The following is a 17,824-nucleotide window of genomic DNA, read 5'->3' on the forward strand; positions in this document are numbered from 1 at the left end:
AAGGAAGAAATCATAGGACTTCTGCTTTTTTGATGTGATTTGGCAAATTAATCAGTATATACCGAGTGATATGTCCAATTTTTAATGTAAAGTGTATATATTTTTTCGGTTTTGAATAATCCATTATGACTGAGAAACTGTAGCTAAAACCGAACCAAGCAGCAGAACTATACTTCTGCCACTATTTCCGAGTTTATTCTTTTGCTCTTTTCGGAGCCAGTAGCAGACGTCCTCCCTGCATCTTCATACTTACCAAGATGCAATTTTCGAATGACGTGGGGGGCCGCACCGCGCGCTGCGCGAAAACCTTGTTTCACAGGGAAGACCAAAAACCTAAGGGGAAGTCAACAGAAATGTTAGTCGAAATGCATCATAGGGTGCAGGTTCCGACGGGTCGTCGGTGACAAGATATGCGGCTCAGAAGTAGAATAAACAAAATGAATATAAATAGGATATAAATGAAGAAGCGGGTTACGCGAGGGCGAAACTAAGGAACCTGACAGCGGCAGGATCGCAAAAAGTTGAGCTGGGGCGCGGCAGACGAACGGCCGAAAAGACGTTGTGCACAGAGGCGCAAAAGTTGCAGAGTGAACATGGCAGTTGGCAGAGAAGATTAAATTATGGGTGTAAACTAGTATATTGAAAAGAAGTGTATGGTGTAAAAAAGAAGCCTTGGCAGGGGCCACAGCTTGGGCGAAAGTTGTATTGTAAGTTACCAGCTGATATCCATCTCATCCTTCGTTTACTTTAATATTTGAGAACTGATTTATGATTGCAGTAGGCTAGCTATTTTTTTCTGGGTTGCTGTAATTGCAAACTTTATTTGACTTTCTGAACCCATGATCCTAACTAGATCATCAATGTGTTTAGATCCTTTAAATTGAGGTTCTTTCCGATCTCGAATTTCAGCTGCGTAGTTAAGGTAGTATTCAATGGTTACATGATGCCTGTCAACTTCATCTTTGGAGTCGATTTTAGCGTAAATTGCCTCCAACTTTTCCTTTGTGTATTTCTTTTGGTAGTTAATGAATTTATCGACAAGTTCAATTCTTTTTTTAGTTGGATATAATTCTTCCTCCAAAACGGTTTTGATTTTGTTCGTTTCGCGTGCGTAACCTTCGAAATCGTCCTCCATCTTTTGTCCCGAAGCCAGAGCATCTTGCGTATCGCTTAGAAACTCAAATAACTCTGCAATTACTTTTTTCTGTTCTTGTATCCCCATAATTTTCTGGTCTGATTGCTCGGCAACTTCTTTAATCTTCTGGTCTGCTTGTTGCAGTTCGATTTCCTTACTAGCTAAGGAATTTTTAGAGTCATTGATAATCCACAAAGAAGCGGCGACCACGACTAATAAAACCCCTGCTGTTATTCCCCATCTAAGGTTAATTTTTGACAAAACTTTTTTCCCCTTTCGTTACGACCTGGGCAACTGAGCTCTTAACCAAACAAGGGAGCGATGTTCTAAATGCTGACGTAGTAGTTCGACTTCGCATTATCAGCTGCTTAGTTTTACTAGCATCCGGTAGGAATGTACATATGAAATTCTGTCTACCAATCGGCACCCGTACTTCCGTTGTTCTCAGTCTTCCGCCGTCCGTCCTTCTTCTGATTTCAGTTCGACAAAACGGTTTCTAATCCCTGCTAAACGAATCAGAGAAGAATGAAGTATGGAAATAAACCGGGATCCCGTAAACGGAAAAATCCCGTTATACCTGAGCCCGATCATGAGCAGTGCATACGAGATTTTTTGACGTGCCTTTTATATTTACAACATAAGAAGGACTTGTACTTATGCAATCACATTCCGAAGATCCTTATGTAAATTAGCTGACCAAAATCCCCCTTCATATCAAAGAATTCTGCTGGATCGTCCGCATCACTATCTGCCCGATTGCTGAGAACGCTGGAAAGCAGCCTTCCTGACGAGCGCAGTGTTTCAATGTGTCAAGGAAAGAAATACTAGAATAAATTACGCTATTCTTGAAGCAATGCATGTTTCATATTTTCCATCACCGCATACAGCGGATCATTTTCTGGGTTGTTGAACTGACTCCATTCTGCAAGTAATAATTCTGCTCTTTCAATCTTACTTTGGAAGGAAGGAAACTCTTGTAAGCGTTCTGAGGACTTACACCGCTCGATTAAGTCATGATAATAGTAAGTTTTTTCTTCAAAAGTCATTTGACGATACGGACTATATGTTCTAGGCTGATTAATTTCGTTTATTCGTTGCCAGCTGTTTCCCTCTTCTTGTTTAGAAGTGCTCCCGCCAGGTGACATTTTATCCTCATTACTATTATTCATCTCTTCTTGTTGACTACGATGTAACTCACGTTCACGTTCGATTCTTTCAAGTTCCTTCTGTTTTTCAGCTTCCTGAATTTCCTTATATGCCAATTGGCATCGACCTTGAAAAATCCGTTGTAAACTTTCCTCATTATGATTCGTCCAGTTAAATTCCGTTTTTACATCATTTAGGGATACAGCTGCTTCCAGGGAAATCGGAACTGGATCATGAGGCATATATCCAAAACGCTCCATCTCCCCATTGAGGCTAACAATAGGAAAGAACCTTGTAATATGAGCGGTAAAAGTGTCCATCTGTACATAAACCAATGTCCCTACCCGGATCGGATGAACTAACTTAAAATTATTGAAATCAATGATCGACTCAGCCGTGAAATCAGCCACACATTCCTCGATCAGAACACCCCATTCATGATCATACCGCGTTGTTTTACCCATAATCCTCTCCGCGGTATATAAAGAAAGCGTATGTCCTTTCGGATGCGGAGCATACCACTCATAGTCAATAAAAAAGTAAGGCTTAATTCCTGCCGCTGTGTAACACTCGTTTCGTTTACTTATGATTTGGTGGTATAGGTTATCGCTTCTTGTACCAGTGATATAATCAACCGCCCAAACTTCTCCATTAAGAAATTGGATGATAATATCAGGCACCATTTTCAATTCTTCCTTATAAAAATAGCCGTACTTCACTTCGGCCCCATGAATCTTCAGCTGACCATCTAAATAAGTCATTAAGACAGTTTTTCCATAGTTATGTTTCCCACTTTTTTCGATACCTTTTTTGCCATTCGTGTAATTTTCGTAGTTTTTGGATTCTGTGCAAGCCTTTAAATCATTATGCGAAAAAAAACATGTTCTATCTTCGTTTAATACCATTTTTAATGTCGAGTTACAACAAACACAACGGAATGCACCTTTTTGAGAGTGCTTGCGATATTTTTCACTAAGTGAATCGTAGATCTCTTTCCATGAAAGGCTTTTGTTAACAAGTTTATTACGTTCTTGCTCAATATCAACTAAATTATCGTGAAGTTTTGCTATCTCCATAAGCAATTACTCCCCCCTTAGTACGACCCCCACTTTTACTCCGTCTTTTTGGTGTGTGATGGAAGTTTTTAAATAATTCCTCCGTTGATTGATACGCCAAATCCTTTCAATTAGTTTCATTAAATATGTAAATCTTAATTTATTAGGGAATCTTGAAAGCCTTGGCCGTAGCTCGAGGTGAAAGTTATTGGTTACAAACAAAAAACGCACAAGCAACAAGGGCTTCTCCCTGTCGCTTGTGCCCTAAAAGTCGGGGTAAATGTTGCAGGATCGAACACATCACACATCTTGAAGATGAGGAAATTATGTTTCAATCCCATAAAAGTCGGGGCAAGTGTTGCAAACACCTCTAACGCCAACAAAGAAGTAAGTATCCTCAAATCGTTTCAATCCCCTAAAAGTCGGGGTAAGTGTTGCAAGAATAATACGATGATAGAAGGGAATGGTTCATATGTGTTTCAATCCCCTAAAAGTCGGGGTAAGTGTTACAGAGTACCCTTATTTTACTCTTGTAGGACGCGGGTTGGCAAGCTCTTTATTACATGCGATAGAAATTGAAAATTTTCCAAAAAAAATTATGTAAACTAAATTCACGTTCTACCCACCGATGATCTGTTACTTAATGGATATATTCGAAGTGAATCTCGTTCTTGAATGAACGGAGTAATGTGTTCTACCATTTGTTCAAATCGTTGCATGTCTAGTAACGTCTCGAAGACGCTCTTTTGGACTCGGATTGCGAAATCCTCTAGCTCCCGAACAAATTTACGCCGTCTATCGTCATCCTCAATGTCATAGCAAATTAGATAATACCTCTTCAATCCCTCGTTTGAAGACATCTGGCCTTTCCCCCGTGGGAAAGCAAAGATTATAGCTATAGCCTCCGTCGTAGCTAGGATCGTATTTGTTCGAGATCGAAATCGGTCGAAACAATGGCTGGCCCTGCTCTCCACCGACTTAGACCTAACTAATGAAGAAATTATTCGTATCTACGGTAAACGCTGGGATATCGAGGTTTTCTTCAAGATGAACAAATCTTATTTGCGACTGGCTAAAGAATTTCAAGGGCATTCCTACGATATGATGTTTGCTCATACGCCCCTTGTTTTTACACGTTATCTTTTTCTTGCGATGGAAACCCGAGAGAACAAAGATCAATACACTTTAGGTCATTTATTCTATGTGTGCTGTGACGAACTTGAGGATATCAAACTAGCCACAGCTCTAATGCTCTTAGTTGCCCTGTTAAAACAAGCCATTCAAGAAGCTCTTTTGCTCACTGAAGAACAATTTCAGGAGATATTTGATAGGTTTACAGCCAGTTTATCCAAGTTCTACAAGTGTTTATTAGGAATTTCAGGGTGAGAAAGTTGAGCATGTAACTTATTGAATAAATTTGAATGTTAAATAAGCTGCTAATCGTGAGAGATTGAACAACCGAAAAAGTCTGCATGTCGTTTGTTTTCAAAAACAAAGACCATGCAGACTTTTTATTTGTTAATCCCCTGAAAGTCCGTCGGGGTTGGTGTTTCAACTAGTTGCAACAAACCCGTGTGGGGAGCAACCACTTCCAGCGTGATAATCCCCTGAAAGTCGGGGCTGGTGTTCCAAAGTGATAGGCTCGATTTCATTGGTGACGTGCACGGGTAGTGATAATCCCCTGAAAGTCGGGGTAAGTACTGCAATAATCTGCAATGTCCGCACTGTCTAAGTAATGAATTAATGTTTCAATCCCCTAAAAGTCGGGGTAGGTGTTACAAGAGTATCCTTATTTTACCCTTGTAGGACGCGGGTTGGCAAGCCCTTTTTTACATGCGATTGAAATTGAAAATTTCCCAAAAAAGTTATGTAAACTAAATCCAGTTATATCCACCCCTAAAAATAATGAACTCTCTAATTCTCAATTAATCGTCTAATTCCTTCGATTTCTCACATGCCATTTTCAATAAATTTGCTGCATGCGATTGGCGGTTTTATGCCTTTTCTATCACATGCAGCCAAGGTCAAATAATGATAACAGAATCCGTTTCAATCTTAATGTTGCTGTCGAATAGTATTGCGCTATTATATGATCTGTTGCTTAATGATATATTCGAAGTGAATCTCGTTCTTGAATGAACGGAGTAATGTGTTCTGCCATTTGTTCAAATCATTGCATGTCAAGTAACGCCTCAAAGACGCTCTTTTGAACTCGGAATGCGAAATCCTCTAGCTCCCGAACAAATTTACGCCGTCTATCGTCATCCTAGATGTCATAGCAAATTAGTTAATACCGCTTTAATCCCTCGTTTGAAGACATCTGGTCTTCCCTCCATCAAAGTATCTTCATAGCTTGAAACAAGTCTTTCTAACTCGCTCTGATATTTTCTGTTACTGGAACTCAAATGATACAGCTCGAGAAATTTCTTGAGCCCTTCATCAGTCAGCAACACCGCATTAGCACGATCACCATGAAAAAATTCCTTGCGGATTTCTCTTCGTCGAACAACATTAATGAGCCATCTATCTACAAATAATGCTCGAAAAGGCTCCAAGTGATCCAGTGCTAAGCTAACCCTTCCATTTCTTAAGGGATGAAAGAAACCAAGCATCGGATCAAGTCTTGTTGTCATGCGTACAAATTTCAACTCTTCCGGCAGAAATAAGTCCAAGCATTGAAAGTAATATCGTGCGGCACTTTCTTCTATTCCTCGAAGTTGATCAAATGATTGGGCAGATCCTACTTCCTTTTTGGCTTGTTCAATTCTTCTAATCAATTCTACAGGCGCTTCAGACTTACCGGATCTGCGTTGATTTACAACATTCAGCGTGTTGTCTATCTTCGCGTCAACAAGGATACGAGCAAGCTGAAGCTGAAATACCTGATCCTGATGCCAAGCAACTTGCGCTTGCTTCACATACACATTCTTGCTATGTGTGCTGACTAATCTCCCTCGATTATTGCCGCGAAGTGAGAAAAATGAAACATCGATGCCTTCCTTCAAAACTAAAGCCATGGTTTGTGATGAATAAATTAGAATCTTAAATAAGCTACTAATTGTGAGAGATTGAACAAACTAAAAAAGTCTGCATGTCGTTTGTTTTCAAAAACAAAGACCATACAGACTTTTATTAGTTTAATACCCTGAAAGTCGGGGCTGGTGTTTCAAACGTAGTGGAAGATATGACAGGGGTAAACCTAGGCAACATGTGATAATCCCCTGAAAGTCGGGGCTAGTGTTTCAACTGACGTTGAAGACGAACTCGCTGCACTCAAAGCAAAGATGTGATAATCCCCTGAAAGTCGGGGCTAGTGTTTCAGATGACCCTTATTTTACCCTTATAGGACTCGGGTTTGCAAGTCCTTTTTTACATGCGATTGAAATTGAAATTTTTTCGAGAAAATTATGTAAACTAGATTGGGATAATTCCATGGTTTACAAATAACGAACTTCGTATTTCTTTTATTTCCTCTAATTTCCCCCACTTTTCTCGTCCCCCAATTTTGAGCTTTTTATACATGCGATTGTACTTTTAGAGCACTTTGAATCGCATGTAAAACATAACAGCATGAATTATCTTAATTTATTCACATTTTATTGAAATAAAGGCTCAGGAGCAAGCTCCTGAGCCTTTTCGTGTAAAACTTAGTGTAGGTATTTGGGAGATATTCATGTTGCTCGCCTCATCCAGTGAAGTCATAGATTATTTTGAGAACCAATGCTTTAATATATCCTTTTTCTCATTAATATTACTTATCAATGTAGATATTTTAGCTGTTGAATTGTTAATTCCACCATGCATAATATCATTACGTAAATCCTTAAGTTCGACAATAGTAGTCCTATGAGTCGGATCCATTAACGAGTAGTATTTTTCAAAGTCATCCTTGAATTTTTGAATACCGTTGCCTGTCTCTGCTACCCCACTTTGGTCCCTTAATAAGATTTTTCCTGATTTAATCGATGCTCCAACGGCCAAGCGGATACCCACATCGCCTTCGGGCAATTCATAACCGGTAACCTCAAGACAAATTTTAGATATTGCGCCTTCGAGCAAGTAGGTGTAAGCAGCTTGAGTATGACTGTGACGAATGCACCAGTCTGCTGCTTCCCAGTAATTTAGAATAGGCTTGTTCGCATGAAAGCGGTTGATGACGTCTTCAATATTATGCATTAGTTCAACTATTGGACCAAGCTGATGCATGTGATCACTAATCTTTGCTTGTTGTTGAAGGCCATGCAATTTGTGATAGTTTTCTTTTATTTTTGATACGGTATCGTCAATCACATTTGTTTTGGTACTGTAGTTATACATCCTGCACGTTAGCAAGGTTTGATACAACTCTTCTAATTGCTTCGATACAATATTATTAATAATATTGAATTGCGTCATATATTCTTGATCTACTCTTCCTCGTATTGAGCGAACATGATCTTTTGCAATTTCAGTTAGCTTCTTCGAGCTGCCTGTTTCGATAAACTGACTTGCAGCATTCGACCACTCCAATAATCTATAAAAGGAGGATAAGTCTGTTACTTCAACAATTCGTTCTTCCTTTGGCATTTGTGACACCTTACTAGCTGTTCCAAGTTGCTCGAATGCCCCGTAATATACACCACCAAGCTTTACATTAGGACGCAGCGTACGGAGGAAGCTCCAAATTACACCTGAGACAATAGGATAGGTACGAAAGCCATGAGTAATATCAAAATACAACTCATCATTATCTTGAATAAGTTCAGAAAGCTGATTAAATATACTCCAGTTCGCTGATTCGGAAAGCATTTGTTCACTTTGAAGATGCACCCAATGAACCTGTGCTTCTAAATTTAGGTTCGTCAGTTCTGCTTCAAGACCTGAATATTCGGCTTCTATTTCCTCATTTCGAACATATTTTTTTCTAGATATTATGCTGGAATTCCAATTGTTTTCCTTGGAGTTATTCGTACCAAACACATAAATTCGATCCTCACTCGTCCATCTGGTCTCAGGCTGACAACAAATTAATTCAGTCAGTGCGATTTGCACGAACCTCGAATACGACGCACATCGATTACCCAATTGATAGTACACTGCTTCATAAAAGTTTGTACCTAGAAACATGAAGAGCTTCTTAGCCATTTGTACACCTCTATTAGTTTATTAAGAATTTATCCAAGATCTTAAATCATGGATTAAATTGGCCTGCGTTTTTTTAGCAAACAATAACTGAATACGTTCTGTTGAAGCGCGATGTTTAAATCCATCTTTGTTTGATTTCGGAGAATCACTAGAATACGCGATTGCCGTTCGATGATACGCCCCTCCGAGCTTTGACGTAAGCTGTTTGATTTCAGTCAGTGCTTTAGTTCCGTTGCTGCCTTCTGTCTGCTTACCAGTTTTACAGGAAATTCCAAGCAATCGATTGCGATTGTCCACAAACAGTATATCTAGTTCATTCATGACAATGGTTTCTCCATGCTCAAGATCTGGATCCATCTGCACACGAACACCACTTCGCACATCTGTTACTAGACCTTCTTCAATGAGTTCAAGCAATGTGTCGTATACATAAAACTCTAGCCAAATGCCCTGATTGAGGAACAAGTCTTTGAATGTCTTATTCATAAATTTCCATTCCAGATTGCCATTCTGGATATCACAAGTTTCGAACAAGCCAATTGTTTTTAATTTTTGCAGAATACTAAGATCATTACTTGAGAGCAAAACAGAACGATTATCGCAATTAAATTCAAGAGGTGTAGTTTCAGACGTAAATTCTTTAGCAATTTTGAATCTTTTATAGGCTTGATGAAAATAAGCTATAGATCTTTCGAAATATGTAATTCTTTCGGGAATTTCCACTAAGAAATTTACCATTTTTCGAAGCATTGCCTTGTGCTTATTAAAAAAATCATTTTGCTCACTAAAAATTTGGAGGCCTTGCAGCTGAATGATGTCATCTACTGTTAAGACAGGCAGGGGAGTTGTTTGACTTGTTTGCAAATCAACAAGATTATTGCTTTGACCATCAACATATACAATTTTCCAGGCATGCTGCTTCGCTATTTCATAAGCGGATAACGCCATCATCTTAGTACCGCCTGTTACATTTAAATATGCTTGAAGGCTACCCAGCTGTTTGGGTAACCCTCGATAAGCCTCTTCCAATTGTTGATACGAGCTTTGGAATTCAAATGGATATATATTCCAATTGAACACAATCGTGTTGGGCAATTTCTTAAGAACAAATTTCTTTAATGTATTCACGAATTTGTTCATATGCTGTGATTCAGAATGAATGAAAACAACATGTGAAGGCTGTTCACTAAGGATAGGCGTAACAAGAGGGAGCGGTTGCTCCCCCACTAAAATATACATTATTGAATTTGAAGCAGTACTGCTTAGAGTTGTGTTAGTCATCATTCAGAAGGCCGTTCTTGTCTTTAAATAGAGCCGCAAAAGGATTATTATTAAATTCTTCTTTGTGAGTTGGAGCATTTTGCTGTTTTTTGTTTTTTTGATTTACAGTACGATCTTGATGATGCCGGTCTTTATTTTTTGGTTCGTTGCTATGGGAATTGTTAGAGTTCCAGTTTTTTTGTTGGCTAGAACTCGCTTGTTTTTTAAGTTCGACCGGTTTATCAGATTTTAGTCCGAGTGTGTCTTCAATAGTCGGCAATTGTTTTAATGCCTTGAACTCAACTAAACTCATATATTTAACTTTATCATAAGCGATTCGACTTGAACGCAATAACAATAATTCTTTTACATGACTTTGATTATCGATATCGAATTTATATTTTTGCATTACATATTGTTTATAATCAGAGATAAATTCATCAATATCCTTTTTCTCTAGATAATTAGTTGTTAAAGCCTGATACTTTATTTGTAGATTTTCTACTTTTAATTCAATATCTGCAAGCTTCATTAAACCAAAGCCATAAGGTTTTCCCATACCTATTTGGTGATAACCTTTTCCATTCAATTGCAATGCCCACAATAGTAATCCAAGTTCATCCTTTGTTACATTCTTGTATGATATCGTACCGATAAACTTAGAACCTTCTGCAAGAGGTTTAAACTTTGAAATTATATTTACATTTCCATTTCCCATTGCTGAGAATTCTGGATTTAATCTAGGCCAATATTGTTTAATCCCTCTTAATTGAAAGCCGTTATTGTTGAATGTCATAAGTGAATTACCTGATTGTACAAGATAGTGCGTATAACTTGTTGGCTTAGGTGAACTTAAAACAATTTCACTCAGTTTATCCGAGAAAACAGTTGCTTCTTCCAATTGAGCGTCAAAGAATGATAATCTTGATCGATAACTCAACTTACGATTATCATCATTAGTAAATCCAAATAGTGCAACAGCATAATCGATTCCATGAAAATCTCTTATTGTACTAGCTACACCATCATGAATTGTTCCGTCATACTGGATCCGAAGATATGGGGTATATCCGAAATATATGATTCTTTCCTGCTGATCTTCAACATAAAAGCATGGTCTTCTTTTTCCAAACTTAGGTAAATGGTAGTATTCATAACTGTCACTATTTTTTTTAGTAATCGTTAGATCCTTCTCAAAAGCTCTAATTCGCTCATCTGAAATTTTTATTGCCTGTAAATCATTATTTTCGTTGCCAATTAAATAATGAGATGCCTTATTTTGAATATAGTTCGAGTTAAGGAGAACACCTTGATGTTTTCCATTCGCAAGAATTTCATTCTTAGTACAAGCAAACACTTCAGTTAACTTGTTATGTTCGTTTAAGGAATACTTCACTTGTACTGAGTACGGTTTGTATTTCCCGTTTTTATTCTTCTTCAATATATCTTCTTTTACTTTTTTCTGAATTTTCCCGTCTGTTTTTGGAGCTTTATTTAACTCATTCATAACAGATTCATGGTACATAAAATTAATAGATTTTGTGATGTCGTGCTTAGCTATTTTACGTAATGCAAATTCCGAAATACTTAAATATGTCTTATCATTAGGGAACTTTATCGCAGGTTGTATATAATAGTTATTTTCTTGATCACAATAGATGTACCCTGCTCTTAAATTCTCTGGTAAAGCGCGTTCAGTTTTACCTTGTTCTTTATTTCTCTGATTATCATTGCTAACACCAATTCGTGCTGCGTATTCTTTCCTAAGCTTAGGATTCTTACTTGCTAAATCACGATATGTCAAACGCCCGTCTGCTATGTCTGAAATATAATTCCCGCATCCTAAAATTTTTACAAGACTTCGAATCATGCCTCGAACGGAATTTCCTGGAAGAGCATATCCATAATTATTCTGATAGAAATTTTTTTCTTCTTCAGGACTCTTACTTTTACCGTCTGAAATAAAAACAGGTGTGACTGCTTCTAGTGTATAATTGATAACCCCAGTATACGTTTCTTCTTCATATTTAGCATGTGAAGGCAGCAGTTCTTCATTCTCATATCGTGCAATTGGATTTGCAGGGAATGAAACAAAGTTATAGGGCGCTCCAACATAGGTATCACTGTCTTTCGAATTACCGCCGCCTTTATCCCCACTATAACTGGATGGCTTGTTATTATTTTGATAACTCATGCTCGCCCTCCATTCTTCTGAACATCGCTGATCCGAATATAATCAACAAACGCTTGACCTTCTAGGTCATAGGACAATTTATGAAGGACAGTCATTGACTTGCCGTAACGATCTATTAAAAGCTGTTGACGTGTCAACACATTGTCATCCTCAGACTCACTCATCAATGTGGCGTGCCATTGATCCTCATATCGATATACGTGAATTCCTTGTTCCTTACCAATCAGATGAGCTTCAATTAACTTATCTTGGTGTTGAATGGCTTCTCTCCATGCATCCGAATCAGTCAATTGAACACTATCATAATAATAGGTAAGAATATGTTGAATGCCAAATGATTTTATATATCGTACGGCCTCATCAATCTCGGCACTGTCTGATGGAAGCAGTTTTTGTATCTCGTTTATCGTTTGTATGCTCACCGTTTATCCTCCTTCTCAGATTGGGCGTGTTGATGCAACTGATCAATCCAATGTTGAATTTTTGACGCATCTTGTGAGTCAATTTCAATGGATTCGTTCTTTTGATGATTAAAATGAATCTTCACCGGTTGAATTTCAGGCGCTTGAATTGAAAGTTCTTTACCTACAACATAACCTCGACCGCTGCGCTGACCGCTTCCAAGCGCATAAGACTGCAAGCTCAAATCACGAAGAGCAAGAGTTAATAAGCCTGCAATAGCGTTGTTCTCTAATTCATTATTTAGGCTTTGAGCATGAGGTCTATAGAAAATGTTAAGCTTTAAACTTCCATGAACAGATTGTTCATGTAACATAGCGCCGTTATGGACACCACCCGTCCATGCATCAATACGAATCATCGTTGTTTCGAGCGGTTCTAAATCTGGCTCATAATGCCCGTCGGATACATATATTTTGCTTATTTGACCATCCAATGATTTATCACCAGATCTTCCAAACATCTTCTCAATCAAGGTGTTGCAACCGAGGAAGTCTGCTATTCGTTCACACTGTTGTTTGAGGGATCCTTTAAAGCTACTGCCTGGAATAAAATACTCATCGTGTACATTTTGAACATGTTTGCGGTCTGGGCCGCCGCTATAGATCGATGAAGGTCCGCCAACAAGAATGGATTGAACCGGCTTACCGCTCCACTCAAAAATGTAGGTATAATGCTTGTAGTCATTTTCTGTTTTAAGTAATTGTTCTACAGAGATTTCATTACCTTTAAACTCAAGCAAGCCATCTAACAAGTCAAGTGGATTGGTTTGATCATGAACAAATTCTTCAACCTTCACAAGGTTCAGATGTCCAGCACCGGATGTTTTATACTTCCCAATCCGAATAATTCCAGCATGAATGGCTTGTAGAATTTGTGTGACGAATTCACAATGGTTTTGAAATTCATCTTCATCGCTTCCTTCAAGCCTTAACTTCCATAAATATTTAGTCTGTGAGGCAACATACGTACGCTCAAATTTCCCACCGTCCTTAGCCGAACCATACTTATGATGCATGCTTACGGCATGCCTGACTTCTAATTTTGCAGGTTCAATAGATTGAGCCTCATATACGAATAATTTGGAAATATTCCTCCCAGTTTGCATACTAGAATTAGAGCTGCCTAGAAGCTCCTCAGCAACAGCCTTACCAAGTACTGCAATCACATACGAACGAATTGCTCCAGCAAATGATGAGCCTGGAATAAGCGCCTTGCCTGAGTGATCATCAATCATCAATTCATCATCTGTATCACCAACATGAATTGGCCCTATAGATTTCAATACAAAATTCCATTGTTTTGAAACTTTAAATTTTTGTTTTGTCATCTTGCTGCCTCCTCTCGCTCGTTCTTCTTATTCCGAAGGACATGTTGAAATAATTGTCCAAAATATTGCATGTTAAATCGATATACGAACGTCCCATCCCATTTCGGACTAATCCCGCTGATTTCCCAATTCGTTGTGTTCCACACTTGTTTGAAATCTGCCACATCTTGCGATTTCTCTACGACTAATCTTAAATAATCTAACATTGTTGTATTTGTTTTACCCCATTTAACTTTGGTTAGCTTATCGTACAATGGGGAATGTGACCTGCTCTTTCCATCTGCTCGTGTACTAAGTGACCTATCAAACTCTGAAAACTTTGCAAGTCCATCAGATGGAGTTCGAGATTGTAAATCATAAAACAACTCCATTAACTTTCCAATTACTGAAGAGTTTAGGAATGCTTTGTTGATTTGTTCACTATCTTCGAGAATTTTTGCACTTACTTGCTGATTCAATCTCTGTATAAAGACAGATTGTACAATTTGATTCAATTGTAATTTTTGATTATCAGAAAGATTTCCGAGAATTTCTGCTTGTTTTGATTGTTCGGTTTCATTGTTGTCTGAACTCGAATTATCAGAAACATCTTGACTACCTTTACGAATTTCTTTGATATTCAGTTCATTTAACAGCGCAATGCGACCAAAACCCTCTTCCCTTCGCAAGCCTACCCCATTATTCATCATCTGAATAATTTTTTGTTCATCCAGCATACCTTTAACTTTATATTTGAAAACGCTACCCTTCGCAATTACGTTTACTTGAGGTAATCGAGCACCCCACTTATTATTAAATCCAGCTGCTAATTGCGTGCTAATATAGGAATCTTGCAGTTCAAGTTCTACATTGTTTCCGAGCTTTTGCGCCCAATCTGATGCATCAGGTTTAGACAATACCCGTCCATAGCTATCTTTAAGCATAAGATCTGACAGAGCATAAACATATAAAGTTCTTGAAACATGATTATCAGCTGTTGAAGGGAATGCCAATAATTCCGGATTCTTAGTTTCAATAAGTTGAATGTCAGATACTCTGCACCTTCCATATCCTCCGCTTCTTGCTCCCCCTAAATACACGACTTGCCCTTCTAATGAATGAATGAATTCTTTTAACGAATCATCTAGATTTTGAATTGCCAGTACTGCACCAAATGATTGCCTCGCTTCTAAAGTCTCATAACGATACATATTGGATTGGTTGTCACGAACCGTAATATGTAATTGTTGAGCACGTTTGGCTTTAATCAGCTGTGCACTTTTATTTTCGTTAAATTTTATGAAATCGGTTTGAACAAGTCGTTTGGTTCTCTCCTGATTGTCTGAACCAATACTTAAATTACTCAGAATCTTCGTCTCTTCAAACAGTTTCCACTCATCCTTAGAAGTGAACAAGCAAGTAGGAAACGGCAAGCCGCGACTATTGTCTTCCATTGGATAGCCGTTAAGAAACTTAATGCCTCCAGCCAGCCACCGTTCTCTTTCTGCAGGAACTTCACTTAGATCAATTCCTGGATTTTTTTTAAGATATGCTGAAATCCAAGCTCCTCGTAATGTAGAGCCGGCTAGATAATCAAGTGCCCGTTCATTATCAGACTGCGAGCCTTGGCTGCCCATTTTCACTCGCTGCTCTGTATAGATTCGATATGTAACATAGGTCATCATTGTGCAATTACCTTCTCTCGTAATTGTTTAATATAAAAATTCGTGACATCCGCACCATTGTTCCAAAGTGAACAAGCTACCTCGCCCTTTCCGCGAGACTGCATGGTTCCAATATGTCGAAGTGTTTTTATACCTGCCGCAAGAAGTCCAATATTGTCCGAAGTTACGCTCTCAAGTCCATTTAAATCAGACTCTAGAACAGTGCCCCTTCTTATAACACGAATACGTCTTAATGATCCAGTCTTTACAGTACCTGTTTCATTTGAAATTTCCGTAAATGTTCGAGTAGCTGTGAAGCAAGACTGAAGCTCTCGCTTCGTCACTTTTTTATTCTGAATAGCATGAACTAAAGCTTGGTGAATAGCAGGATCAATAACTGCGTCCCCGATTCGAACTATTCCTTCCGTAGAATCCGGTTTGTAGTGCTGACCGCTCTCACCAAATAATCGTCCTACCATAGTTTCATTGTTTAATCTTTTTTCAATTTCCTCCATATGTTCACGCAATTTCCCCTTTAGCGTGCGTCCTCTATAGTAAGGAAAGCCATATTCATCTTTAACAACTTCTAAGTCTACCTCGCCAGGGACAGCATGACCGCTGCCTAAAATCGCTTCTGACAATAATTCAATACGAATTTTCCAGCTCATTCTGTAATCCCCTCATCTTTCATTGGGTCATATAGGTCTATTGCTTCGATTGCATCTAAATATACACACGTCGTACGGTTACCATACTGTGCAAACGTACTACCTTGAGGAACGTATTTGTAATAGATTCCATTAAATATTTTCGAAAGTCCTGAATCTTGAACAAACTTTTCAGTCGCTTCAGGGCCTTCGAAGAAAATATCACGAAGGGTTTTGATCTTAGATCTTGGGATTTTCGGGCCATTCATCGTAATGAAAGATTTGCGCCACCACATAAAATCATTCCATACTTTATTGGTAAGTATGGATTCTTTTGATGTTATATGGGACGGTTTTTCAGCTGAAACATGGAATGGCTTCATCGTCAAAGATACAGAATTACCATGCTTATCGGACGTCTTGTACTGATCACGAATGTCCTCTAAATCTGTAACAGGCTCTCCAGAAACAATATGGAAGTCTAATATTGATGCGTCATATTCAACTTCTTCCGTTCCGCCATTTCGATCCTCTTTAGCCTCATTAACAACTAATGCCTTCGCCTTCTTACATAACTCCTCAGCAAGGTGATGAGCTCGGCTGAACGGGAACTTTTTCTTAACAAGTGCTACACCGGCGCAAGCATGCATCTGAAGCGCCTCTGATTTAGTATCTTCCAGCACGGTTAGCTTCTGTAGTTGAATCTCTTGAAGCATAATTCGAGCTAGATCGATTCCCACATAGCCGTTTGTAATAAAGGAAACGTCATCGCCTGCTAATATTAATGGCCTAATCGGTAGAACCTTATTGTTCTCGTCTTTCAATTTTTCACGGTATGGAGCAAGTGGACTGTCCGATGGAGCAGACAAAATGTGTTTGTTAAGTTCTTCACATGCTTTTTTGAAGGCTTTTTTGTAAATAGCATCAATACGTTTACTAAATGCCTTAAATTCCCTGCAGTAACGTTCATTAAACTCCTTCATCGATTCAGATTCTAGTTTCGTACAGTGTTCTTTAAATTTTTTTATTTTAACCCCCATTTTATTTCCATCTAGATGCACGACTGCTATATAGCTCTTCTTGCCATCTTCTTGGCAAAGATCCTCAAGCACTTTTGGGAAAGTGTAATCACACTCCAATACTTTATTCCAAGTCCCCGTAAGTTTTTCAGCGAATTCGCGCTTTATTTTAACCTCATCGGAGATCAACTCACGGGCATGACTGTGATCAACATGAGCAGCCGGCAATTGCGTTGAGATACACACATGGTGAATTCCGTAGCTAATTTGGCCTACTGCATGTTCGCGTGCATTTTTCTTTCCTTCAAGCTGCGAATAAAGTCTTTGAATTGTATCTGAAATTTCTTCTTGATCGAGATCAATTCCCTCATTAGTAACAGTGACAAATAGTTCTAATCCCGGAAAATCTTTAAGGACTTTTCGTGTGATTTCACGGTTAAACAGAATGGCTTCTTCACGAGTGACAAACTTCAGCATAGTAGTTCCACCACCAGCCATAATAATTTCAAATTGAGGAACAGCCTGTTTTTCTAATAGCTCCTCTGGTAATTTTTCGGATACAAACTGAATGATATATGATGCTCCGATATTTTCTTTAAGTTTATTCGTTCTAAAAATGTAATCTTGCTTCTTGGATACTTCCATTAATATGTATGCTGTCATACTATCCTCCTCGAAAATCGTCATTGTCATCTCTGTAATAATATTCTTTAAGTAGTGCAAAATACCTCCAACCATTGATCTAGTCTTTTGTGCTACCCCATCGATTGTTACATTCACGGGAGTCGAATTCGCCTCCCGTGATGCAGCTA

At 38.5% G+C, this 17,824-nt stretch carries 13 protein-coding genes and 2 pseudogenes; 2 read left to right on the forward strand and 13 right to left on the reverse strand.

Annotated elements, in window-relative coordinates; genetic code table 11:
- Positions 1–766 precede the first annotated feature (766 nt).
- The 3 genes from AC58QO_RS31370 to cas2 form a co-directional block, all read right to left on the reverse strand.
- Entirely contained in the window at positions 767–1,396 is a 630-nt protein-coding gene (locus AC58QO_RS31370; protein ID WP_497272547.1) for a hypothetical protein, read from the reverse strand.
- A gap of 578 nt (positions 1,397–1,974) precedes the next feature.
- On the reverse strand, positions 1,975–3,357 hold the full coding sequence (locus AC58QO_RS31375) for a competence protein CoiA family protein (RefSeq protein WP_497272549.1): 1,383 nt from the start codon (positions 3,355–3,357) through the stop codon (positions 1,975–1,977).
- 590 nt (positions 3,358–3,947) lie between these two features.
- Positions 3,948–4,196 carry a CRISPR-associated endonuclease Cas2 gene (cas2, locus tag AC58QO_RS31380; protein ID WP_497272551.1) on the reverse strand — a complete coding sequence of 83 codons (249 nt, stop codon included), beginning with the start codon at positions 4,194–4,196 and terminating at the stop codon, positions 3,948–3,950.
- On the opposite strand from cas2, the pseudogene AC58QO_RS31385 reads away from it, so the two are divergent.
- Together AC58QO_RS31385 and AC58QO_RS31390 are read left to right on the forward strand one after the other, a co-directional pair.
- Positions 4,195–4,380: pseudogene (locus tag AC58QO_RS31385) on the forward strand (IS4 family transposase); the annotation flags it as partial. The gene cas2 and the pseudogene AC58QO_RS31385 overlap by 2 nt on opposite strands.
- A gap of 3 nt (positions 4,381–4,383) precedes the next feature.
- Entirely contained in the window at positions 4,384–4,722 is a 339-nt protein-coding gene (locus tag AC58QO_RS31390) for a hypothetical protein (RefSeq protein ID WP_497272553.1), read from the forward strand.
- Between the two features lie 784 nt (positions 4,723–5,506).
- On the opposite strand, the pseudogene AC58QO_RS31395 reads toward AC58QO_RS31390, so the two are convergent.
- The 10 genes and pseudogenes from AC58QO_RS31395 to AC58QO_RS31440 form a co-directional block, all read right to left on the reverse strand.
- Positions 5,507–5,590 (reverse strand): annotated as a pseudogene (locus AC58QO_RS31395) (hypothetical protein); the annotation flags it as partial.
- A 19-nt stretch (positions 5,591–5,609) separates the two neighbouring features.
- Complete coding sequence (gene cas1, locus AC58QO_RS31400; protein ID WP_497272632.1) at positions 5,610–6,395, reverse strand: CRISPR-associated endonuclease Cas1; 786 nt, start codon at positions 6,393–6,395, stop codon at positions 5,610–5,612.
- Positions 6,396–7,041: 646 nt separating this feature from the next.
- On the reverse strand, positions 7,042–8,460 hold the full coding sequence (csx2, locus tag AC58QO_RS31405; protein WP_497272555.1) for a TIGR02221 family CRISPR-associated protein: 1,419 nt from the start codon (positions 8,458–8,460) through the stop codon (positions 7,042–7,044).
- A 21-nt stretch (positions 8,461–8,481) separates the two neighbouring features.
- Positions 8,482–9,744 carry a Card1-like endonuclease domain-containing protein gene (locus tag AC58QO_RS31410; RefSeq protein ID WP_497272557.1) on the reverse strand — a complete coding sequence of 421 codons (1,263 nt, stop codon included), beginning with the start codon at positions 9,742–9,744 and terminating at the stop codon, positions 8,482–8,484.
- Positions 9,734–11,914, reverse strand: coding sequence for a TIGR03986 family type III CRISPR-associated RAMP protein (locus AC58QO_RS31415; protein ID WP_497272559.1), 2,181 nt, complete (start codon positions 11,912–11,914; stop codon positions 9,734–9,736). The genes AC58QO_RS31410 and AC58QO_RS31415 overlap by 11 nt, the downstream gene beginning before the upstream one ends.
- Positions 11,911–12,336, reverse strand: a complete 426-nt coding sequence (locus tag AC58QO_RS31420) for a hypothetical protein (RefSeq protein WP_497272561.1) — start codon at positions 12,334–12,336, stop codon at positions 11,911–11,913. Before AC58QO_RS31420 ends, AC58QO_RS31415 begins: the two co-directional genes overlap by 4 nt.
- The gene (locus tag AC58QO_RS31425; protein WP_497272563.1) at positions 12,333–13,703 is read right to left on the reverse strand and encodes an RAMP superfamily CRISPR-associated protein; all 1,371 of its coding nucleotides are present in this window, start codon (positions 13,701–13,703) and stop codon (positions 12,333–12,335) included. The genes AC58QO_RS31420 and AC58QO_RS31425 overlap by 4 nt, the downstream gene beginning before the upstream one ends.
- Complete coding sequence (locus AC58QO_RS31430) at positions 13,700–15,367, reverse strand: hypothetical protein (protein ID WP_497272565.1); 1,668 nt, start codon at positions 15,365–15,367, stop codon at positions 13,700–13,702. The genes AC58QO_RS31425 and AC58QO_RS31430 overlap by 4 nt, the downstream gene beginning before the upstream one ends.
- Entirely contained in the window at positions 15,364–16,014 is a 651-nt protein-coding gene (locus tag AC58QO_RS31435; protein ID WP_497272567.1) for an RAMP superfamily CRISPR-associated protein, read from the reverse strand. The genes AC58QO_RS31430 and AC58QO_RS31435 overlap by 4 nt, the downstream gene beginning before the upstream one ends.
- Positions 16,011–17,792, reverse strand: coding sequence for a Cas10/Cmr2 second palm domain-containing protein (locus AC58QO_RS31440; protein ID WP_497272569.1), 1,782 nt, complete (start codon positions 17,790–17,792; stop codon positions 16,011–16,013). The genes AC58QO_RS31435 and AC58QO_RS31440 overlap by 4 nt, the downstream gene beginning before the upstream one ends.
- Between the last annotated feature and the right edge of the window lie 32 nt (positions 17,793–17,824).

It is taken from the genome of Paenibacillus sp. J31R30 (genome assembly GCF_059692115.1).